The following is a 22,189-nucleotide window of genomic DNA, read 5'->3' on the forward strand; positions in this document are numbered from 1 at the left end:
GAGAGCGCGTCGGTTAATGCAAACCAGTTGCAGTTGGACAAGAAGACGAAGAACTCGAAAAAAACCTGAACCTAGCGTGAAATTATTTCCTGGCTACCGTCAGGCAAGGTGCGCAGGGCCACCGGCAGGATGTGCGGCAACGCCTTGAGCAAGGCATCGGTGTCGTTGGACTTGAACACGCTGGTCAGGCGCAACTCGCTGGCCGCAGTGCTGACCCGCAAGGGTTTTTCGCGGTAGCGCGAGACTTCCCGCGCCACCTCGGCCAGGCTGGCGTCGTTGAACACCAGCTTGCCGGTCTGCCAAGCCAGCAGGGCCTGGGCGTTGACCGGGTGGGCCGCCGCGACCGCGCCCTGGTTGTCGATCGATGTACCCAGGCCCGCCGTCAGTGTGACCACCGGCTGCGCGGCATGCCCTTGCACCTTGACCGTTCCGGCCTCGACCACCACGCGGGTCTGGTCATCGTCGCGGCGCACATCAAACCGGGTACCGGTGACCGTCACCTGCCCTGCCCCAGCCTGCACCACGAACGGTCGGCTGCTGTCGTGCTCGACGCTGAACAGCGCTTCGCCTTGCTTGAGCTCAATCCCACGCTGGCCCTTTTCGTAGTGCACCGCCACCACGCTGCGGCTATTGAGATCCATCAGCGAGCCGTCGGGCAACGCCACCTGGCGACGCTCACCCAACACCGTGCTGAACTGCGCGTCGTACACCGCCGGATGGTCCAGGCCGCTGAACAGCCCCAGGCCCACCGCCACCGCCAGCACGCTCGCTGCCATGGCATAGCGCACCAGCGCACGGCGCTTGCGCGGTACAGGTGTCTCGACCAGAGCCTGCAAACGGTGCCTGGGCAGCAGGTCGGCGACGCTCCACAGCCCTTGCAGCACCTCGAATTCATACTGGTGCGCAGGATGCTCCCCACGCCAGGCGTCAAAAAGATGCTGGTCCTCAACGCTCAAGGGCTGGTCCTGCAGACGCACGAACCACTGCGCCGCCTCGTCACGCACCGTTGCGCTGCCACAGGCACACTCACGGGTATCCATCATGGAAGATCCTGTTTCAAAGCGGGCATTGGTCATGGGGACAGCGCGTCCAGGCGGTCACGCAGATGCCGCAGGGTGCGGATCATATACTTTTCCACCATGTTTTTAGAAAGCCCCAGGCGCTCGGCGATTTCCTGCTGGGTCAGGCCCTCGATCTTTTGCCAGATGAAAATCTTGCGGCAATTGAGGGGCAATTCAGCCAGGGCCCGCTCGATGGAGTCCGCCAACTGCACGGCGTGCATGAAATGCTCCGGGTCGCCACTGTGCGACGCACTCGGTTCAAAGGCCTGCAACGCCACCGCGTCGTGCCGATCTGCACGGCGATAGGCATCCACCGCAATATTGCGCGCCGTCTGGTGCAAATAGGCACGCGGCTGCTCGACCAGCGCCGACTTGGACTCCAAGACCCGCACAAACGTGTCATGGGCCAGATCCTCGGCCTGTTGGCGATTGCGCAGGCGACGCGTCCAGGTCCCGACCAACTCTTCGTAGTACGCGAAAAAGCCTGGTCTGCGGGGCGGCTGGGGAGTCATCGGGGGTGCACTAGATAGGCGGGGCGTGAATAGTAATGCTTCCTATTAAGCAGAGCAATTGCTTGCCGTCGCCAATCCAGCTTCTAGACCAACCGCTTAATCTGCTTATGCCGCCACACCAACCGGTAATACGCGGTCTGCAAACCAAGCATCACCAGATAGGTCACCGGGAACGCCATCCACACCCCTTCCAGGCCGAAGCGTGCATTGAGCAGATACGCCACCGGCAGCTCCACGCCCAACACACAGAAGATCGAGATCGCCACCGGCATCAGGACCACGCCACTGGCGCGCATGATCCCGCCTATCACCGCCTGGAAGCCAAACACCAGAATGCTCCAGAGCATGATGTGCAGCAGGTGTTCGGCCTGGACCCGCGCCTGGTCATCGGTGATGAACAGGCCCAGGAGCCAGTGGGACAAGGCGTAGCCGAGCAGGATCAGGCCACCGGTCAGGCACAGGTTGATCGCAAGCCCGGTGCGCAGGATCGGCCCGATGCGTTCCAGGCGCCCGGCGCCGATGGCCTGGGCGCCGAGGATCGAGGCGGTGATGGCAATCGACAGCGCCGGAAATTGCACGTAGTTGACGATCTGCGTCACCGCGCCATACGCCGCTGTGGCCTGGGAGCCGTGGCCATTGACCAGTGCCAGGATCACCAGCTCCGACAACGACAGCACCACCATCTGCAAGCCGGTGGGCAGGCCGATGCGCAGGACCTTGCCGAGGATCGCCCGGTCCAGGCGCAAGGCCGCCAGCAATAGGCGGTCCGGCGCCATCACATGGTTTTTGTGGCGCAGGCGCAGCACCAGAAACAACATGGCTACGGCATTCGCCGCCAGGCCGGCATAGGCCGCGCTCTGGATCCCCATGGGCGGCAGCCCGAGCCAGCCGCGGATCAGGGCCGGGGTCAGCAACAGGCCAACCACCGTCGAAACGATCAGCGCCAGCAGCGGTGACACCGTATCGCTCACGCCCCGCAGCAGTTGGGTGTAGAGGATGAACACCAGCAACAACGGCATGATCAGCATCATCACCTGGGCATAGCCGACCGCGTCGTCCAGTACATCCAACGGCGTGCCCAAAGCTTGCATCGCCGGACGCGCGAACAGGCTGCCGAGCACAGCAGCGATCAGCCCGATCAACGCGCCCAGGGTCAGGGTCGCGCCGGTGATGACCTTGACCAACGCTGTTTCCCCCGCGCCCCAGGCCTGGCCGATCAGCACCGAAGCGCCCGCCCCGAGGCCGATCACCAGGGCGATAAAAAAGAACACGATGGGAAACATCCCCGACACCGCCGCCAGCGCCTGGGTGCCGAGCATCTGCCCAACATAGATACCGTTGAGGGTGCCGGAAAAACTCTGCAGGAAGTTGGACAGCACCATCGGCGCAAGAAAGAACAGGTAGACCTGCCACAGCGGGCGTTGCAAAGGGTTCTGCATGAAAAGCGGGGCCTCGGATTTACACAGCGACCGAGGGTTTATAGCGTATTGGATCCGATCATGCTGTGTTTTAAACCGCCCCCCCGCTCACAACCCCTAGCCCAGCATTTCCCGCAGCCGGTACCACAACATGCCCAGCGCCAGTAAAGGCGAGCGCAAGGCCTTGCCGCCCGGGAACGTCATATGTGGCACCCGGCTGAAGGTCTCCAGGCCCTGGCTGTGGCCGGCATGGATCGCTTCGGCCAGCAGCCGCGCGCACCAGTGGGTGACATTAAGCCCATGCCCCGAATAGCCCTGGGCGTAAAACACGTTGGGGTACTGCTGCAACCGACCGACCTGGGGAAAGCGATTGGCGGTAATACCAATCTTGCCGCCCCATTGGAACTCGATGGCGGTAGTGGCCAACTGTGGAAACACCTTGAGCATTTTCGGGCGCATATAAGCGGCGATATCCACCGGGTCGCGCCCTGAGTAATGACAGGCACCTCCAAACAGCAACCGACGGTCCGCCGAGAGCCGGTAATAGTCCAGGCCGACTTTCTGGTCGCACAGCGCCAGGTTCTGCGGGATCAGTTCATCGGCAAGCGCGGCCGGCAATGGCTCGGTAGCGATGATATAGCTGCCGGCCGGCAGCACCTTGCCGCTCAGGCGTGGCTCCAGTTCCTCGAGGTGTGCATTGCACGCCAATACCAGGCTGGCAGCCCGCACAGTGCCGCTGGCGCAGCGCACCTGCACGGTGTCGCCATGGCTCAGTTGCAGCGCCGGGCTCTGCTCGAAAATCCGCACGCCCAGCGCCTCGGCCACCCGGGCCTCGCCCAACACCAGGTTGAGCGGATGCAAGTGGCCCGAGCCCATGTCCACCAAACCACCGGCGTACCGCTCAGAGCCGACCACCTGCGCCATATCCTGCGCCGCCACCAGCCGGGTTTCAGGCTTATAACCCAGAGCGCCCAGGCTTTGCTGCTCGCCCTTGAACGCGGCAAATTGCGCCGGCGTATTGGCCAACTCACAAAAGCCCCAGCGCAGGTCGCAGTCGATCGAATGCTCACGGATACGCTCCCCCACCAACGCCACCGAATCGATCCCGGCCCGTTGCAGGTATCGCACGCCTTCCTCGCCCACATGCCGGGCAAAACCCGAGACATCATGGCCGATCCCCCGGATCAACTGCCCACCATTGCGCCCACTGGCGCCCCAGCCAATACGCCGGGCTTCCAGGAGGATCACCGAAAGGCCGCGCTGGGCCAGTTCGATGGCGGTGTTGACGCCGGTAAAGCCGCCGCCGATCACACACACATCGGCACTCAAGTCCTCGGCCAGCGCTGGGCGTTCGGGCATGGCATTGGCCGAAGCCAGGTAATAGGAGCGGGCGTGGTCGTGGGACTGGTTCATCGGTTGGACTTCACTTTGCTCCAGGCGCGGGTCATCACACGCATGATGGCCGGGCTGGGGGTGGTGGAAATGTACAGTTTGTCGAGCACCTCCTGGGGCGGGTACACCTCGGGATTATTCACCAGCTCCGGGGCCATGAAGGCCTTCGCCGCCAGGTTGGGATTGGCGTAGCCGACATAGGTGCTGACCTTGGCAATAACCTCAGGGTCCAGCAGGTAGTTGATAAACGCGTGGGCCTCTTTTGGGTTGGTGGCGTCTGCAGGAATCGCCAGCAGGTCGAACCACAGGTTGCTGCCCTCCTTGGGGATCGAATAGGCGATGTTCACCCCGTTCTTGGCTTCCTTGGCGCGGTTGGCCGCCTGGAACACATCACCGGAGTAGCCGAAGGCCACGCAGATATCACCGTTGGCCAGGTCCGAGATGTACTTGGATGAATGGAAATAGGTGATGTACGGGCGCAGGGTCAGCAACTTGGCTTCGGCTTTTTCATAGTCGCCGACCTTCTCGCTGCGCGGGTCCATGCCCAGGTAGTTGAGGATCGCCGGGAACGCTTCATCCGCCGAATCCAGGAACGCCACGCCGCATTGCTGCAGCTTCTTCAGGTTCTCGGGTTCGAACATCACTGCCCAAGAGTCGATGTGGTCGATGCCCAGCACCTGCTTGACCTTGTCGACGTTATAGCCGATGCCATTGGTGCCCCACAGGTACGGTACCGCATGCACATTGCCGGGGTCGTTCTGCTCCAGCAGCTTGAGTAGCTTGGGGTCCAGGTTCGGGTAGTCGGGCAATTGCGCGCGGTCCAGCTTGAGGAACGCCCCGGCCTTTACCTGGCGCCCCAAAAAGTGATTGGACGGCACCACCACGTCATACCCGGTTCGCCCCGCTAGCAGCTTGCCCTCCAGGGTTTCATTGGAGTCGAACACGTCGTAGACCACCTTGATCCCGGTCTTGGCCTGGAAGTCGGCCAGGGTGGTCTCGCCGATGTAATCGGTCCAGTTGTAGACACTGACCGTCGGTGCGGCGTGGCTGGCGCTGCTGAACACTGCGGCCAGGGCCAACGGGAGAAGCTGTTTGACGAGACGCATATCGACACCTTTTTTATGGTTGGTGGTGGAGTCAGACACTCAGCAGCAGGAACTCACGCTCCCAGGAGCTGATCACCCGTTTGAAATTCTCATGCTCGGCACGTTTCACCGCGACGTATCCCCGCACAAACTTGTCCCCCAGGTACTGCTTGACCGTGTCGCAGGCTTCCATGCGCGCCAGGGCATCTTCGATGGTGATTGGCAGGCGCAGGTTGCGGCGTTCATAAGCGCGGCCTTCCACCGGCGCGCTTGGCTGAATCTTTTCGATCATTCCCAGGTAGCCGCACAGCAGGCTGGCGGCGATGGCCAGGTAGGGGTTGGCATCGGCCCCCGGCAGGCGGTTTTCGACGCGCATCGCGTCGGGGCTGGAGGTCGGCACGCGCAGGCCGACGGTGCGGTTTTCTTCGCCCCACTCCACGTTGACCGGCGCCGAGGTGTCGGGCAGGAAGCGGCGGAACGAGTTGACGTTGGGCGCGAACATCGGCAGCAGCATCGGGATGTATTTCTGTAGCCCGCCAATGTGCTGCAAGAACAGCTGGCTCATCTGCCCGCAAGCGTCGACAAACACCGGTTGGCCGGTAGCGATATCCACCACGCTCTGGTGCAGGTGCATGGCGCTGCCCGGCTCGTCGGCCACAGGCTTGGCCATAAAGGTCGCGGCCACATTGTGCTTGAGCGCGGCTTCGCGCAGGGTGCGCTTGAACACGGTGATCTGGTCGGCCAGGTCGAGGGCGTCGCCGTGGCGGAAGTTGATTTCCATCTGCGCCGGGCCGTCTTCGTGGATCAGCGTATCGAGGTCCAGGCCCTGGGCTTCGCACCAGTCATAGACATCTTCAAACAGCGGGTCGAACTCGTTGGCCGCGTCGATGGAGAACGACTGGCGCCCGGTCTCGGCACGCCCGGAACGGCCCACCGGGGTTTTCAGCGGCAGGTCCGGGTCTTCGCAGCGCTGGGTCAGGTAAAACTCCATTTCCGGCGCGACAATGGGCTGCCAGCCCTGATCCGTATACAGCTGCAGGACCTTTTTCAGTACGTTGCGCGGCGACAGTTCGATGGGGTTGCCCTGTTTATCGAAGGTGTCGTGGATCACGATGGCGGTGGGTTCGATGGCCCACGGCACCACATAAGTGGCGTTGGCCACCGGGCGGCAGATCATGTCGATATCGGCCGGGTCCAGCAGGTCGTAATAGATATCGTCGTCGACAAAGTCCCCGGTTACCGTTTGCAGCAACACACTTTCCGGCAGGCGCATGCCGCGCTCATGCAGGAACTTGTTGGTGGGCGCGATCTTGCCGCGGGCAATGCCCGTCAGGTCGCTGATCACGCATTCGACTTCGGTAATCTTGTGTTCTTTCAGCCAGGTGGACAGCTGATCGAAAGGGGCATTCATAAAGACCTCGGCATGGGTTGGATGCTGCGCCGAGTTGTACTCCCGGCGCATTGAGGTCTATCTTGGGCCAGCCTTCGAAGGGCATCTATCCACTTTGCACGAACCACAACGCACCAATAGAGTGCGCACGGATCACCCATGACACAGGCAACAGCTTTGCGCGTACAGGCCTTCACCACCGGTGATGTGGCCGCTCAATGCAGTGCAACACCCGGTTGGGTGCAGCAGTACCAGCAGATGTCCCCAGGGCATTTTGCCGGGCAGGTGCGCTACCTCGACCTGCAGGGTGTGCAGGTGTACGAAGAGTGCATGAATACCCGTGTCGAGCAGCACTTCAACGCGCCGCCGGGCTCACTCGCCTTCTGTTTCGACGGCAGCGACAATGCGCTGTATCTGCTCAATGGCGAAAGCCGCAATACCTGGATCACCCCGGAAAACTACCGTGAAGTAGCGGTGGTGTTCGGCCCGCAATTTGTGCAGCGCCATGGCCTGGATGTGGCCAGCCTCGAAAGTTTGTTCATGGCCCCGTTGACCTGCCAGCAAAACGCGCTGTTCAGCCGCTGGCTCAGTGGCACCCTGACGCGCCTGGCCTGTGCGGTCGACCCGATCAGCCGCGACGCCCTCACCCGGCAACTGCTGGACGATTGCCTGTTTATTCTCGACAACGCCTGTGTCTGCCTGGACCGCCACTCATTGCAGCGACGCGGCGCAGAACGCCAGTTGATGGCACGCATTGGCGAGTGGGCGGCAGATGCGCCGGATGAAACGGTCAACCTGCTGCAACTGGCGCAGATTGCCGGTGTGCCGCTGCGGCAGTTGCAGCAGGGCTTCAAGACCTACACCGGGATGAGCCCGGCACAATGGCTGCGCCTGCGCCGATTGAACGGCGCGCGGCGCGAGTTGTTGAGTTCAGCCACCACCACGGTGGCCGAGGTGGCGATGAATTGGTCGTTCTGGCACCTGGGGCGGTTTTCCAATAGCTATCGGGCGCTGTTCAAGGAACTGCCCAGCGAGACCCTCAAGCGTCATGGTTGATACACGGTCAACCCTGTGGGAGCGGGCTTGCTCGCGAAAGCGGTGTGTCAGGCAATGAATGTCTGACTGACCCACCGTATTCGCGAGCAAGCCCGCTCCCACATTTGATTGCTATCAGGCTTGAGATTTGAGGAAGAGACTCAGCAACTGATTCACTTGCTCCGCCGCCTCCAACTGCACCATATGCCCCTGCCCCGGCAAGACCTCCACCTGGGCCTGCAACCCCTGTGCATGCCGCACCGGGATGATGGCATCGTCACTGCCCCAGATCACCAGGCTCGGCTGTTGCCCTACCACCGCGCGTAAATCCAGCATCTGCCGCCCACCATCGAACAGCTTGGCATTGAGTTGGCGCAGCGCCTGCTCCACCCCTTCCAACCGTTTGAACTTGAGCATGTCTTCAAGCATCTGCCGCGTGACCAGTGCCGGATCACTGAACAGTTGCACCAACTGCGGCTTGAGCGCGTTGCGGTTATTGGCCTCGGTGAATCCCTGCAGGTAATCGCCGTTGATATCCGCGCCCAGGCCGGCGCTGGCGATCAGCACCAACGACGCTACGCGCTCCGGCGCCTGGCTCGCCACCGTCAGCGAAACCAGCCCGCCCATGGAGTGCCCAGCCAGGTGCACGCGTTCGAGGTTGAGGTGATCGAGCAACGCCAGCACCGCCTGACTCAATTCCTCGGCATCGCCATTGTGCAAGTGCTTGCCCGATTCGCCATGCCCCGGCAGGTCCAGGGCGATCACCCGGCGCTCGGCGGCCAGGGCCGGATGGTTGAACAGCCAGTTGTTCAAGTCGCCACCAAAACCATGGATCAGCACCAGCGGCGTGCCGCCCTCGCCGAGGTCGAGATAACGCAGCAGGCGCCCATCCAGCTCGACCTTCTGCGCACTCGGCCCCGACGCCTGCGCCTCGGCGCTGCTGGAGACAAAGCCGGCATTGAAGCTGTCGATCACCGCATCGATCTCTGCCTCCGTGGCTTCGCCTTCCACCACAATGCCCAGCAATGCGCCGACCGCCAATGTCTCATCGCTCTGCGCCAGCACCCGGCGCAGCACGCCACTGAACGGCGCCTCGACGCTGCTGGAGATTTTGTCGGTCTCCACGTCGAGCACTTCCTCGCCCTTCTCCACCCGGTCGCCCGGCTGCTTGAGCCAGACATCGACCCGGCCTTCGGTCATCGACAAGCCCCACTTGGGCATGGTCAAGGTATGGATCATGCCGCAGTCCTCTTGTCAGCGATCTTGCGCACAGCGGCCTCGATCTTCGCCGCATTGGGGATGTACAGGTCTTCCAGGGCATCGGAAAACGGCACCGGGGTATGCGGCGCGGTGACCATCTCGATCGGCGCGCGCAGAAACGAAAAACCACGCTGGGCCACCAGGGCGCTGATGTCCGTGGCGATGGAGCAGCGCGGGTTGGACTCGTCGATCACCACCAGGCGCCCGGTTTTCTCCACGCTTTCAAGGATGCTGTCTTCATCCAGTGGGCTGGTGGTGCGCAGGTCCAGCACCTCGCAGTCGATACCCTGGCGGGCCAGGTTGGCCGCGGCTTCCAGGGCGATATGCAGCATGCGCCCGTAGGTCACCAGGGTCACGTCGTTGCCTTCGCGTACAAAGTTGGCCTCGCCAAATGGCACGGTGTACAACTCCTCCGGCACTTCGCCTTGCAGGCTGTAGAGCATCTTGTGTTCGAGGAAGATCACCGGGTCGTTGTCGCGGATCGCCTGGATCAGCATGCCCTTGGCGTCATAGGGCGTGGCCGGGCACACCACCTTCAGGCCAGGGATGTGCGTCCACATCGAGGTGAGCATCTGCGAATGCTGGGCCGCGGCACGCAGGCCGGCGCCGTACATGGCGCGCACCACCAGGGGCGTGGTGGTCTTGCCGCCGAACATGTAGCGGAACTTGGCGGCCTGGTTGAGCAACTGGTCGAGGCAGCAGCCGATAAAGTCGACGAACATCAACTCGCACACCGGGCGCATGCCCCGGGTGGCGGCGCCAACGGCCATGCCCACGTAACCGACTTCAGACAGCGGCGCATCCAGCACGCGCTCGGGGAACTCCGGGTACAGGCCCTTAGTCACCCCCAGCACACCGCCCCAGGCGTCCTGCTCACCCGGGGCGCCGGTGCCGCCGGACACGTCCTGGCCGATGATAAAAACGCTCTGGTCGCGGCGCATTTCCTGGGCCAGGGCTTCGTTGATTGCCTGCTGATAACTGATTTTGCGAGCCATAAAATTCTCTCCGGGTCTTGTTGTTATTAGCGGTAGGCGACGTAGACATCGCTGAGCAGGTCGGCGGCCTGGGGCTTGGGATCGGACTTGGCCAGGCGCACGGCGTCGTCGATCAACTGCGCGACTTCCCCGTCGATACGCTCGAACTGCGCCGCGTCCAGCCAGCCTTCCGCGCTGCAGCGCTGGCGAAACAGCGCCAGGCAGTCCTGGGTTTCGCGCAGGTTTTTCACTTCATCGCGGCCGCGATAGGTTTGCGCGTCGCCTTCAAAGTGGCCGTAGAAGCGGTGCAGCTTGACCTCGACCAGTGTCGGCCCCTCGCCCTGGCGCGCCCGCTGCACCGCTACACCCAGCGCTGCGTGGACGGCAAAGAAGTCATTGCCATCGACGATCACCCCCGGCATGCCAAAACCCACGGCGCGCTCGGCAATGTCCTTGCACGCCACCGACCAGCCGGAACCGGTCGCTTCCGCGTAGCCGTTGTTCTCGGCGACAAACAGGCACGGCAACTTCATGATCGCGGCCAGGTTCATCGCCTCGAATACCGCGCCTTCGTTGGAACCGCCGTCGCCAAAAAACGCCACGGCCACGCCCTGGCTGCCCTTGAGCTTGGACGCCAATGCCGCGCCGGCCGCCAGCGGTGCACCGGCACCGACAATGCCGTTGGCGCCGAGCATGCCCTTCTCCTGGTCGGCGATGTGCATGGAGCCGCCCTTGCCGCCACAGACCCCGGTTTTCTTGCCGTAAATCTCGGCCATCATGCCGAACACATCCACGCCCTTGGCGATGCAGTGGCCGTGGCCACGGTGGTTGGAGGCGATGCAATCTTCATCGTTGAGATGGGCCATGACCCCGGCGGCGCAAGCCTCCTGGCCGGCATACAGGTGCACGAAGCCGGGGATCTCGCCGGTGGCGAATTCCACGTGCAGGCGTTCTTCAAAATCACGGATGGTGCGCATCACGGTATAGGCATGCAGCAGTTGATCAGTGGACAGGTGAGTGGACATCTTGTTGTTCTCCAGGTTGTCTCGACACACAAAAGGCTGGCTGCGGCCAGCTGCAACCTGTTCAGCACAGCCTGTGCCAAGGCGCGGCAAAACCTGGCAAAGCCTTGATCCAGAGCAGTGCCGTGCGGTTGTGCCGCTGCGGCATGCCACCGCACAATGAGACGACGCATTGCAGCGTGCAGGCTGCGTCTCAGGCAGGATGAGACGTTGCGTCTCACGGCGGGCAGTTGGTCAGGCCGCCCTTGTCCCCTTGCGCCGCCGGGCGCTTAATGGCGGGCATAACAACAAAGATCGAGAACCGGAGGCCTTATGCTCGCCGCGAACTCCAGGGAGCATGTCGACTGTGTCAGTCGCGTGGTCCGCAATGCCGAGCGCCTGCCCCAGGCGCCAGTGCCGTCGCTGATTTTCGATTCATGGCGCCGTTCCATGGAGCAACACCACCTGGACCCCGGCTCGCTGCAGGGCCCACGGATCCTCACCGAACCGTTGCTCAAGGAATGCCGCGAGCGCGCCGAGCTGTTCATGCGCATTGCCAGCGAGCAAGTCAGCCAACTGCACCACCGCGTGCGTCATGCCGACTACTGCGTGATGCTCACCGACGCCCAGGGCCAGACCATCGACCACCGGGTAGATGCCGCGATCCGCAGCGACTGCCGCAAGGCCGGCCTGTACCTGGGCACCTGCTGGTCGGAAGCCGAAGAAGGCACCTGCGGCGTGGCCACGGTGCTGACCAGCCAAGCGGCGGTGACGGTGCACAAGCGCGATCACTTCCGCGCCGCCTTTATCAACCTGACCTGCTCCGCCGCGCCGATCTTCGACCCCCAGGGCAACCTGCTGGGGGTAATGGACGCTTCGGCGCTGCAATCGCCGGATGACCGACGCAGCCAGCACCTGGTGCGCCAGATGGTGGCGCAGAGCGCCCAGGCCATCGAAAACGCCTTCTTCATGCACAGCGCCGCCCGCCACTGGGTGCTCCAGGCCCACAGCACACCGGGTTATGTGGACAGCCAACCCGATCTGCTGCTGGCCTGGGACCAGGACGGTCGCCTGCAAGCCTTGAACAGCAAGGCACGCCAGGCGTTGCGCCGGCGTTTTGGTCAGGTGCCGGTGCATATCGGCGAGGTGTTCGACCTCGATGCGTTGCGCGCGGTGACCGATCAATCGGTCCAGCAACTGCAGTGGCTGGGAGAAACCGGCGTGCTGCATGTGCGCGTCAACACCCCGCGGCGCCAACCTGCGCGGGCGCTGCCCCATGCCCAGGTCGACCCACGGGTGGAAGAACACCTGCGCCTGGCCGTGCGGGTCAAGGACCGCAACCTGCCGGTGCTGGTGCAAGGCGAAACCGGGGCCGGCAAGGAAGTCTTCGCCCGCCAACTGCACGCCCGCAGTGCGCGCCGCGACGGGCCATTCGTGGCGGTGAACTGTGCGGCGATCCCGGAAAACCTGATTGAAAGCGAGCTGTTCGGCTACGTCGCCGGAGCCTTTACCGGGGCCTCCAGCAAGGGCATGACCGGGCTGTTGCAACAGGCCCACGGCGGCACGTTGTTCCTCGATGAAATCGGCGATATGCCCCTGGCCCTGCAGACGCGCTTGCTGCGGGTGATGGCCGAAGGTGAAGTAGCCCCGCTGGGCGCGGCGAAAACCCGCGCGGTGGATATCCAGGTGATCTGCGCCAGCCACCGCGACCTCGCGACCCTGGTCAATGACGGGCGTTTTCGTGAAGACCTGTACTTTCGCCTGGGCTGCGCCCGCGTCACCCTGCCGCCGCTGCGCGAGCGCACCGACAAACTGGGCTTGATCAACCGGCTGTTGGAGCAGGAAGCACGCAACAGCGGGATCACGGTGGGAATCGGCCAAGCGGCGCTTGAAGCGCTGCTGGGCTTTGCATGGCCTGGCAATGTGCGCCAACTGCACCATGTGCTGGCGTATGCCTGTGCGGTGTGCGAAGGCGGGACGATCCAACTGGCGGATTTGCCGGTCGAAGTGCGCGGCGAGCGGGTGGAGGCCGAGGTCGAGCACAGTGCGAGCCCAGAGCGGCAGGTGCTGCTCGATGCGCTGGTGCGCCATCGCTGGAAGCCGTTGCCGGCGGCGCAGGCGCTGGGGATTTCCCGCGCGACCCTGTACCGCCGGGTCAAGCAACTGGGCATCGATATGCCAGGTAAACACTAACCCTGTGGGAGCTGGCTTGCCTGCGATAGCGGCGGATCAGCTAGCAAATTTGCTACTGGTACAACGCTATCGCAGGCAAGCCAGCTCCCACATTTGACCGAGTTGAACCAGAGAACGGGGTTTAGCGGTACACAAGGCCGCCGTCGATCAACGGTGCCTGGCCGGTCATGTAGTCCGAATCCGGGCCGGCCAGGTATGACACCAGGCCTGCCACGTCCTCCGGCGTTTCTGCACGGCCCAGCGCGATGCCATCCACGTACTTCTTGTACGTTTCTCCCACTGGCGCACCGGTAATCTCGGCCATGCGCTTGTCGATCTCGACCCACATATCGGTGCCCACCACACCCGGGCAATAGGCATTGACCGTCACCCCGGCGCTGGCCAGTTCCTTGGCCGCCGCCTGGGTCAGGGCGCGCACGGCAAACTTGGTCGCCGAGTACACGCCCAGCAGTGCAAAGCCTTCATGCCCGGCGATCGAGCAGGCATTGATGATCTTGCCCTTCTGTTTGAGCGCCTTGAACTTATTGCCGGCGGCCTGGATGCCCCACAACACGCCCTGCACGTTGATGCCCAGGGTGCGTTCGACCTGTTCCGGGGTCACATCCAGCAGCGAATCGATCTGCGCCACTCCAGCGTTGTTGACGATGATGTCGAAGCCACCGAGGGTCTGGTGCGCATGGTCGACCGCCGCGACGACCTGTTCACGCTTGGACACGTCGGCGGTAAACACCGAGGCTTTGCGTCCAAGTGCCACGACCTCGGCTGCCACGGCTTCGAGCTTGGCGCTATTGATGTCGACCAGGGCGATATCCGCCCCGTCCCGCGACAGGCGCAGGGCGATGGCCCGGCCAATGCCCTGCCCGGCGCCGGTCACCAGTGCAACTTTTCCAGCGATACCCATGACGATCTCCTGCAACGATAAGCGAAGCCTTGTCTATCGCAGGTGCGGGGTCGCGCTGTCGAGGCCCGGATGAACTGGCGTGGGGCTTGAGACGCAACGTCTCAAGCCGACGCGCCACGGCCAGTACTTGTAAAGGCGCGCAGTTATGCCTAGCTTATGCGCCCCCGCCCCGCGCTTTAAGGCCTTGCCCCCATGGTTTTGCGTTTTCGCCCCGAAGTCACTTCACATTTGGCCCTCGGCCTGCTGCTCAGCGGCGGTATCGGCAACAGCCTGGCGGCTGAGCTTGAACTGCCAGCGCTGAACATTCAGGGCCAGGATGAGTCCGGTTATCGCGCACAAAGCGCGTCGGTCGGCGGCTTCGATGAAGCGCCGCTGCTCGACACCCCGGCCTCGATCACCGTGATCAATGCCGCGTTGATCAAGGACCAGCAGGCACGTCTGCTCAGTGAAGTGCTGCGCAACGACGCCTCGGTGGGCGAAAGCTACGCACCGATCGGCTACTACGAAAACTTCGTGGTCCGGGGTTTTTCCCTGAATGCCGCCAGCAGCTACAAGATCAACGGCCGCACCGTCACCGGCGAGCAGAACGTCGCCCTGGAAAACAAGCAGCGGGTGGAATTGCTCAAAGGCCTGGCGGGCCTGCAAAGCGGGATTGCCGAACCCAGCGGCGTGATCAACTACGTGACCAAGCGCCCGGAAGATGTGCGTTCGGTCACGGTGTCCACCGATGATCGCGGCAGCGGCTACATCGCTACCGATGTCGGCGGCTGGTTTGGCAGCGAGCAGCAGTTTGGCTTGCGCGCCAACGTCGCCCATGAAGACCTCAACTCTTATGTCGAACACGCCAATGGCCAGCGGGATTTTGTGTCCCTGGCCTTCGACTGGAACATCAGCCCCGACGCCGTGCTGCAACTGGATGCCGAATACCAGGACAAGCAGCAGCGCTCGGTGCCCGGCTACCAACTGCTTGGCGGCACCGAAGTGCCCCATGACGCCTCGCCGAAAAAACTGCTCGGCCACCAGAGCGGCTCCAAACAGGTGGGCATCGACTCGTTGAACCTCAACGGCAAGTTCGAGTACCGCTTCAGCGACCAGTGGAAAGGTAGCGTCAGCGCGGCCCGCAGCAAGGTGGTGATTGATGACTACAGTTCGTTTGCGTGGGGTTGCTACGGCTCCCCGAGTTGCGCTGGCGTCAAAGTGCCGAACTACTTCAGCCCGGAAGGCAACTACGATATTGCTGACTATCGCAGCCCCGACGACACCCGACGCAATGATGAAATCCAGGCGGCAATGACCGGGCTGTTCGACACTGCTGGGATAGGCCATGAACTGACCTTCGGCACCAGCGCGTTCCGCCGGGTGATCGACAAGCGCAAGTCAGTCAACGAGTACATCGGCAGCGGCAATATCGATCAGGACCCGGAAACCTTCCTGCCCACCGACAAGCCCCTGAACGACAGTCACCGGCGCCTCGACAGCCGCCAATACGGGCTGTTCGTCACCGACCGCATCAGTTTCAACGAGCAATGGCAAACCGTGCTCGGTGGCCGTGAAGTGCGCCTGGATGAAAAGTCTTTCGATCAAAATGGCGTGCAAGAGCGTCACACACAGCAGTACGAGTTCCTGCCCAACGCTGCGCTGATCTACAAGCCGATGGCCAATCTGTCGCTGTACACCAGCTACAGCAAAGGCTTGTCGCTGGGCGGCGAGGCACCGTGGTACGCGAGCAATGATGGGGAAATCCTCGCGCCGACCGTCTCCCGGCAGATCGAAGCCGGGGTGAAATACGACTGGCGCCGCATCAGCTTCGCCGCCGCCGTGTTCCAGACACGCCAGGCCTACCAGTACGCCAAGCCCGATAGCGCCGGTGATTTCACCTACGTGCAGCAGGGCCAGCAGAAAAACACCGGCCTGGAGCTGTCGGCCAATGGCTGGGCCACCGAGCGTCTGCAGATCGCCACCAGCGTGGCGGCGATTCGAGCACGGGTGAACGGTAGCGGCACGCCGCAGTATGAAGGTCACCAGACGATCAACGTGCCCAAGCTGCGCGCCAGCGTGTATGCCGACTACGCCCTGCCTTGGGTCAACGGCCTGGCGGTACTCGGCGGCGTGCAATACAGCGCCAGCAAAAACGCCAGCCGTACCGGCAATGTAGAGGTGGGGGATTATGCGTTGGTCAACATTGGCAGCCGCTACACCACCAAGGTCGACGGCTATGAAACGGTGTTTCGCCTGAGCGTCGACAACCTGTTCGACAAGCGCTACTGGCGTGACGCGGGCGAATACATGGGCGATGACTATCTGTTCCAGGGCGCGCCATTGACGGCGCGCTTGAGCGCCTCCGTCAACTTCTGACCCCGCCCCAAGTAACGGGCTGTCGTGGCGAGCGGGCTTGCCCGCGCTGGGCTGCGAAGCAGCCCCCAAACCAGCCGCTAGGGAGTATCTGGCACACCGCATTCGGCTTATTGGGGCTGCTACGCAGCCCAGCGCGGGCGATGCGGCGTTCCGACAAGCCCGCTCGCCACAGGGGTTTGGTCAACTGGTCCGTAATAGCCAGCGCCCATCTTTGAATGGCGTTACTTGGGCATCTTGCGAAAGCCCACCGCCAGCCGGTTCCAGCTGTTGATGGTGGCGATGGCCACGCTCAGGTCAACCTGTTCGGCGGGGCTGAATTGTTCATTGAGCAATGCATAGTCTTCGTCCGCGGCGTGGGTCTGGCTGATCAGTGTCAGGCTTTCGGCCCAGGCCAGGGCGGCACGTTCCCGTGGGGTGAAGAACGGTGTTTCACGCCAGGCCGAAAGGGTGCACAGGCGGCGTTCGGTCTCGCCGCCCTTGCGTGCATCGGCGGTGTGCATGTCCAGGCAGAAGGCGCAGCCGTTGATCTGGGACACGCGCAGGCGCACCAGTTCCAGCAGGGGCAGTTCGATGGACAATTTGCCGACGGCCGCTTCCAGGGCAAGCATGGCTTTCATTGCGTCAGGGGAAGCGGTGTAGAAATCGATACGGGCAGACATGTTGTAACTCCAGGGCAGAGGGGATTGGTGCCCAGCTTAATCACCCCACTGCCCTGCACAAATAGCCAATCCGGGGGAAGAACAGGTAGCCAATGCCAGGCGAGTCAGGCCCGGCTGCGCAGCCAATGCAGGAAACCCTTTTTCACCGGCACGATTGGCGCATCCTGGGTCAGGTGCTGGGCGGCGTGCAGGCGGAAATCCAGGAGGTTTTGCATGGCTTCGCTGATATCGTGGCGCGCGTCCAGGCACGGTTTGAGGTATTCCTTTTCGATGCGGTAGAGGGTGCAGTAGGTCTTCGCCACAAAGTCCGCCGGCACGCCTTGCTCACCGAGGATCCCGGCTTCGCCGATCACTTCACCGGGGCCCATGCGCCCGCCTTCGAATGTGTGCCCGGCCTTGGCCAGCATCACCGAAACCACCCCGGACTCGATGATAAACAGATGATCGCTGACCTCCCCCGCCGGCAGGATCATCTCGCCGGCGCGGAAGGTGTGCAGGGTCATGTTCTGGCTGAACGTTTCCTTCTCTTCCTGGCGCAGGGTCGAGAAGATGTTGGAGCTTTCCAGCAGCGCTCGCGCCGGCGAGGTGGTCGGCGAGGTGGGGCTTTCGGCGCTCGACAGCAGGCTGACGCCAGCCGCCTGCAAATGCCGGTAGGCCAGGTCATAAAGCTGATTGCGCACTTCGCGCTTGAGGCCCATGGCGGGCACAAAGCCGCTGATTTCATATTCCACACCGCCGCCCGTGGAGGTCTTGAACGCCACGCTTGGCGCCGGCTTGGCCAGCAATTGCCGGCAGCCCTGCATGGCACGCTCCAAGGCTTCGAGCACTGTTTGTGGGCGCGCATGGGGGCTGACTTGCAGGCTCACCGCCAGGCCGAACATATCGGCCGGGCGCGAGAAGTTGATGATTTTGGCCTTGGCCGCCAACGAATTGGGGATCACTGCCATGCTGCCCTGGGAGGTTTGCAGGCGCGTGGCGCGCCAGTCGATATCCGTCACCCGGCCTTCGGTACCGTCGATGGAGATCCAGTCATCGAGTTGGTAGGGCTTGGTGGTGTTGAGCACGATCCCGGAGAACACGTCGCTCAAGGTGCTTTGCAAAGCCAGGCCGACGATGATCGCCACCGCGCCGGACGTCGCCAGCACGCCCTTGACTGGCAGGTCGAGCACGTAGGCCATGGCCGCGATGATCGCGATCAGGAAGATCACTGCGCCCATCAGGTCTTGCAGCAACCGCCCGGTATGGCCGACCCGTTGCATCATCAAGGCCCCGAGCAAGACCGTCAGGGTGCGCGCGGCGAACAACCACCAGCCGATCTGCAATGCCGTGGCGGCCAGGTGCAGCGGGGTGTTGTCGGCATAGGGTGCCAGTTGCATGGGGTTCATGCCGTCGTTGAACAGCACGGCGCTGAACACGGCGAAAATCCCCAGGCGCGCGATCAGTTTCCAGTTGCCGGGGCTGGCCGAAAACAGACGCCAGACGAAGATATCGATAATGATCAACGCCAGGGCGCACAGCATCGGGTGATCGGAGATAAAAGACAGCATCCAGGCGACTCCAGGGCGAATGCCCTGAAGATCGCACGAAATGCAGTTGGCGGGTATAGGGCGCCGCCAATCAGCTGGCGGCGCCGTGCAGTTGGCCGAATTGGCCGGACTGGAAGTCGGCAATGGCCTGGTGGATCTCTTGCTCGGTGTTCATCACGAACGGGCCGTGACCGACGATGGGCTCGTCGATGGGTTCACCACTGAGCAACAGCACCATGGCGTCAGCATTGGACTCCAGGCTGATCTGCTCGCCATCACGCTCGAACAGCACCAGTTGCCCTTCGCGTGCCAGTTCACCGCCGTTGACTTGCACGGTGCCTTTGAGCACCACCAGCGCGGTATTGCGCCCGGCGTGCAGGTCAAAGGTCACGGCCTTGCCGCCATTGAGGCGCAGATCCCACACATCAATGGGCGTAAAGGTGCGCGCCGGGCCTGTGTGGCCGTCGAACTCGCCGGCGATCAGGCGCAGGCTGCCGGCGCCGTTGGCCAGGGGCAACGCGGGGATATCGCCGTCGAGGATGGTCTGGTAGCCGGCGTCGCTCATTTTGTCCTTGGCCGGCAGGTTGACCCACAGCTGCACCATTTCCAGGGCCCCACCTCGTTTGGCGAAGGCTTGGGAATGGAACTCCTCATGCAGGATGCCCTTGGCTGCCGTCATCCACTGCACGTCGCCGGGGCCGATGGTGCCGCCTGCACCGGTTGAATCGCGGTGCTCGACTTCACCTTCGTAAACGATCGTCACGGTTTCAAAGCCGCGATGGGGATGCTGGCCCACGCCACGTCGCTGGGTGGTGGGGGTGAAATCCGCCGGGCCGGCGTGGTCCAGCAGCAGGAACGGGCTGATGTGCTTGCCCATGGTGTCGTAGGAAAACAGCGTGCGAACCGGGAAACCGTCGCCAACCCAATGGCCACGTGGGCTGGTGTAGATACCGATGATGTTTTTCATGATGGTCCTCCAATGTGCATACACCTTAAATCCAATACCAATAAGGCGGTAGACGGCGGATTTGGCTCGCATCGTTCCATACATGGGACGACCCTGGAACGGTGGCGCATAAAGCGAGTGAATGATAATGACTCGTAGTAATATCCCCGCTCTCCCGTTCAACTCCCCGAGGGCCACCATGCCATTTGCTCCTGCGCCGGCAGCGCCGCGCGTCCTGGTGGTGGACGACCACCGCAAGATCCGCGAGCCGCTGGCCATCTATTTGCGTCGCCACAGCTTCGAAGTGCGCACCGCTGAAGATGCAGCGGGCATGTGGCAATTGCTCAAGACCCAGGCCTTCGACGTGATCGTGCTGGATGTGCTGCTGCCCGATGGCGACGGTTTCGAGTTGTGCAACCAATTGCATCGGCGCAGCAACACCCCGGTGATCCTGTTGACCGCCCGCGATGCCGCCGCCGACCGCATCCGGGGCCTGGACCTGGGTGCCGATGACTACATCACCAAGCCCTTCGAACCCCGGGAACTGGTGGCACGCCTCAACAGCGTGCTGCGTCGCCAGGGCCGCACCCATGCCCCCCTGGCACCGACCAGCCGCACCTATGGCTTCGCCGGCTGGCACTTCAGCACCATCAGCGCAGTGCTGACCCGCGAAGGCTGCCCCCCCGTCCAACTGAGCACCGCCGAAAGTCGGTTGCTGCAAGTGTTCCTCAACCACCCCAATACCCTGTTGCCCCGCGAGCGCCTGATCGACCTGACCGCCGCCGCCGACAGCGATGTCAGCGACCGCGCCATCGACCGCCAGGTCAGCCGCCTGCGCCGCAAGCTGGCCCACGACACCGAAGCCGTGGACCTGTTGCGCACCATCTGGGGTGGCGGCTACCTGCTGGCGGCTGATGTGACCCCGTGCGTCCCTTGAACCGTTTGCGCCGCCTATGGCCGCGCACGCTGGTGCAGCAATTGAGCCTGTTGCTGCTGTTGGCACTGCTGGCCTCCAACGCCATCGCCATGCTGTTCCTGCAACGCACCGGCAGCCTGATCCACCCGCTATCGCGCAGTTTCAGCCTGGAACGCCTGGTGATCGCGCACCACGCGGCCGTCGACCTGCACGGCGAAGAACCCGCGCACTTGATGGCCGCCATGAGCAACGAAGGCGCCCGTTTCTGGATCGCCCCCACCGCCGAAGTCGAGCCGTTTGAACTGCGCCCCGAAGAGCGCCGCCTGGCCAACGAATTGCGCCAGCAACTGCAACTGCCGCCAGACGTGAGCATCGGCATGCAGTTGGAGCGGGTCAGCGGCGCCAATGCCCGCACCCATGTGTTCAGCCCCGCCGGTTGGGCGCCGTTGCGTTTGCGCAGCAGCATCGCCCTGCCGGACGGCCAGTACCTGAACGCGCTGCAGCATCCCGCGGGGGCTTATGAATGGGGCCGCGTCCTGGCCTACAGCCTGCCGGTGACCACGGTGCCAGTGCTGCTGATCGTGATGTTTTTCATCGCGCGGGTGGTGCGCCCGGTCAAGACCCTGGCCCAGGCCACCGAGCGGGTCAGCCGGGGCGAATGGATCGCGCCGCTGCCCTTGAGCGGCCCCCAGGAAGCCCGCGACTTGACCACCGCCTTCAACACTATGCAGGCCAACCTGGCGCGGCATGTCGAAGGGCGCACGCGGATGTTGGCGGCGGTCAGTCACGACCTCAACACCCCGATCACCGAACTGCGCTTGCAGGTGGAGTTGCTGGAACCTGGCCCTGAACGCGACGACATGCTCGACAGCCTCGGCGAACTGAGCGCCATGGTGCGCGAAACCCTGAATTTCGTGCGCGACGATGCGGTGCAGGAAGCCACCCGCCGCATCTCGCTGAGCGCTTTGCTGGATGACTTGGCCAAACGCTACCGGCGCATGCAGCAACCGGTCACCTGGCAAGGCGCCCCACCGCTGCTGCTCGATTGCCGCCCGCTGGCCCTCAAGCGCGCCCTGACCAACCTGATCGACAACGCCGTCAAACATGGCGGCGATGCCTGTATCAGCCTCAAGCGCGAGGACAGCGGTGTGCTGTGCGTGGAGATTCTCGATCATGGCAGCGGCCTGCCCCAGGACTGGCTGAACAAGGTCTTCGAGCCGTTTGTGCAGTTGGGTGCCAGCGACGGTGGCCTGGGGTTGGGCCTGGCGATTGCACGCTCGTGCATCCAGGCCCATGGCGGCGAACTGCTCCTGGAAAACCGCCCACCGGCCGGGCTGTGCGCGGTGGTGCGCCTGCCCCAGGCGGCTTAGATTGATGTGGCCGTAGGGCTTGCTGTGGCGAGGGGGCTTGTCCCCCGCTGGGCTGCGTAGCAGCCCCAAAACCTGCTATCTCGGTCTATCAGATAAACCGGGGGTGAGGCTTATTGGGGCTGCTACGCAGCCCAGCGGGGGACAAGCCCCCTCGCCACAACAAGTCCCATAGCCACAACAAGACCTCTAGCCATC

General features: G+C 63.2%; 18 protein-coding genes. 5 read left to right on the forward strand and 13 right to left on the reverse strand.

Annotation, left to right across the window (positions count from 1 at the left end):
• Positions 1–71: 71 nt before the first annotated feature.
• From C5F71_RS02405 to C5F71_RS02430, 6 genes are all read right to left on the reverse strand, one after another.
• On the reverse strand, positions 72–1,040 hold the full coding sequence (locus C5F71_RS02405; protein WP_104912583.1) for a FecR family protein: 969 nt from the start codon (positions 1,038–1,040) through the stop codon (positions 72–74).
• A 32-nt stretch (positions 1,041–1,072) separates the two neighbouring features.
• The gene (locus tag C5F71_RS02410; protein WP_104910552.1) at positions 1,073–1,573 is read right to left on the reverse strand and encodes a sigma-70 family RNA polymerase sigma factor; all 501 of its coding nucleotides are present in this window, start codon (positions 1,571–1,573) and stop codon (positions 1,073–1,075) included.
• Between the two features lie 83 nt (positions 1,574–1,656).
• Positions 1,657–3,012: an MATE family efflux transporter gene (locus tag C5F71_RS02415; protein ID WP_029296693.1), complete on the reverse strand. Its 1,356-nt coding sequence runs from the start codon at positions 3,010–3,012 to the stop codon at positions 1,657–1,659.
• A 96-nt stretch (positions 3,013–3,108) separates the two neighbouring features.
• Entirely contained in the window at positions 3,109–4,404 is a 1,296-nt protein-coding gene (locus C5F71_RS02420; protein WP_104910553.1) for an FAD-binding oxidoreductase, read from the reverse strand.
• A complete protein-coding gene (locus C5F71_RS02425) occupies positions 4,401–5,489 on the reverse strand; it encodes a polyamine ABC transporter substrate-binding protein (RefSeq protein WP_104910554.1) in 1,089 nt (362 codons plus the stop codon). The genes C5F71_RS02420 and C5F71_RS02425 overlap by 4 nt, the downstream gene beginning before the upstream one ends.
• A gap of 31 nt (positions 5,490–5,520) precedes the next feature.
• A complete protein-coding gene (locus C5F71_RS02430; protein ID WP_029296698.1) occupies positions 5,521–6,879 on the reverse strand; it encodes a glutamine synthetase family protein in 1,359 nt (452 codons plus the stop codon).
• Positions 6,880–7,017: 138 nt separating this feature from the next.
• On the opposite strand from C5F71_RS02430, the gene C5F71_RS02435 reads away from it, so the two are divergent.
• Complete coding sequence (locus C5F71_RS02435) at positions 7,018–7,914, forward strand: helix-turn-helix domain-containing protein (protein ID WP_029296700.1); 897 nt, start codon at positions 7,018–7,020, stop codon at positions 7,912–7,914.
• Between the two features lie 114 nt (positions 7,915–8,028).
• On the opposite strand, the gene C5F71_RS02440 is transcribed toward C5F71_RS02435, so the two are convergent.
• Genes C5F71_RS02440 through C5F71_RS02450 form a run of 3 tightly spaced genes read right to left on the reverse strand, consistent with a single transcriptional unit; the run spans position 8,029 to position 11,152 of the window.
• Complete coding sequence (locus C5F71_RS02440; protein ID WP_104910555.1) at positions 8,029–9,132, reverse strand: acetoin dehydrogenase dihydrolipoyllysine-residue acetyltransferase subunit; 1,104 nt, start codon at positions 9,130–9,132, stop codon at positions 8,029–8,031.
• Positions 9,129–10,148 (reverse strand): alpha-ketoacid dehydrogenase subunit beta, encoded by a 1,020-nt coding sequence (locus C5F71_RS02445; RefSeq protein WP_029296703.1) that lies wholly within the window; start codon positions 10,146–10,148, stop codon positions 9,129–9,131. The genes C5F71_RS02440 and C5F71_RS02445 overlap by 4 nt, the downstream gene beginning before the upstream one ends.
• A 26-nt stretch (positions 10,149–10,174) precedes the next feature.
• Positions 10,175–11,152: a thiamine pyrophosphate-dependent dehydrogenase E1 component subunit alpha gene (locus C5F71_RS02450; RefSeq protein ID WP_070995537.1), complete on the reverse strand. Its 978-nt coding sequence runs from the start codon at positions 11,150–11,152 to the stop codon at positions 10,175–10,177.
• A 309-nt stretch (positions 11,153–11,461) separates the two neighbouring features.
• Between C5F71_RS02450 and C5F71_RS02455 the strand changes: the two genes are divergently transcribed.
• Positions 11,462–13,321, forward strand: a complete 1,860-nt coding sequence (locus tag C5F71_RS02455) for a sigma-54-dependent Fis family transcriptional regulator (protein WP_104910556.1) — start codon at positions 11,462–11,464, stop codon at positions 13,319–13,321.
• Between the two features lie 121 nt (positions 13,322–13,442).
• On the opposite strand, the gene C5F71_RS02460 is transcribed toward C5F71_RS02455, so the two are convergent.
• Positions 13,443–14,222, reverse strand: a complete 780-nt coding sequence (locus C5F71_RS02460) for an acetoin reductase (protein ID WP_104910557.1) — start codon at positions 14,220–14,222, stop codon at positions 13,443–13,445.
• A gap of 192 nt (positions 14,223–14,414) precedes the next feature.
• On the opposite strand from C5F71_RS02460, the gene C5F71_RS02465 reads away from it, so the two are divergent.
• Positions 14,415–16,577: a TonB-dependent siderophore receptor gene (locus C5F71_RS02465; protein ID WP_104910558.1), complete on the forward strand. Its 2,163-nt coding sequence runs from the start codon at positions 14,415–14,417 to the stop codon at positions 16,575–16,577.
• A gap of 221 nt (positions 16,578–16,798) precedes the next feature.
• Here C5F71_RS02465 and C5F71_RS02470 read toward each other — a convergent pair whose 3' ends face one another.
• The 3 genes from C5F71_RS02470 to C5F71_RS02480 form a co-directional block, all read right to left on the reverse strand.
• On the reverse strand, positions 16,799–17,236 hold the full coding sequence (locus tag C5F71_RS02470) for a carboxymuconolactone decarboxylase family protein (protein WP_104910559.1): 438 nt from the start codon (positions 17,234–17,236) through the stop codon (positions 16,799–16,801).
• Between the two features lie 104 nt (positions 17,237–17,340).
• The gene (locus tag C5F71_RS02475) at positions 17,341–18,783 is read right to left on the reverse strand and encodes a mechanosensitive ion channel family protein (RefSeq protein WP_104910560.1); all 1,443 of its coding nucleotides are present in this window, start codon (positions 18,781–18,783) and stop codon (positions 17,341–17,343) included.
• Between the two features lie 70 nt (positions 18,784–18,853).
• On the reverse strand, positions 18,854–19,729 hold the full coding sequence (locus C5F71_RS02480) for a pirin family protein (RefSeq protein WP_104910561.1): 876 nt from the start codon (positions 19,727–19,729) through the stop codon (positions 18,854–18,856).
• Between the two features lie 178 nt (positions 19,730–19,907).
• Here C5F71_RS02480 and C5F71_RS02485 point away from each other — a divergent pair, with 178 nt between their 5' ends.
• Together C5F71_RS02485 and C5F71_RS02490 are read left to right on the forward strand one after the other, a co-directional pair.
• Complete coding sequence (locus C5F71_RS02485; protein ID WP_104910562.1) at positions 19,908–20,645, forward strand: response regulator transcription factor; 738 nt, start codon at positions 19,908–19,910, stop codon at positions 20,643–20,645.
• Positions 20,646–20,674: 29 nt separating this feature from the next.
• On the forward strand, positions 20,675–21,994 hold the full coding sequence (locus tag C5F71_RS02490; protein ID WP_104912584.1) for an ATP-binding protein: 1,320 nt from the start codon (positions 20,675–20,677) through the stop codon (positions 21,992–21,994).
• Positions 21,995–22,189: the final 195 nt, after the last annotated feature.

This window comes from Pseudomonas sp. LG1D9 (genome assembly GCF_002949995.1).
Lineage (GTDB): Bacteria > Pseudomonadota > Gammaproteobacteria > Pseudomonadales > Pseudomonadaceae > Aquipseudomonas > Aquipseudomonas proteolytica.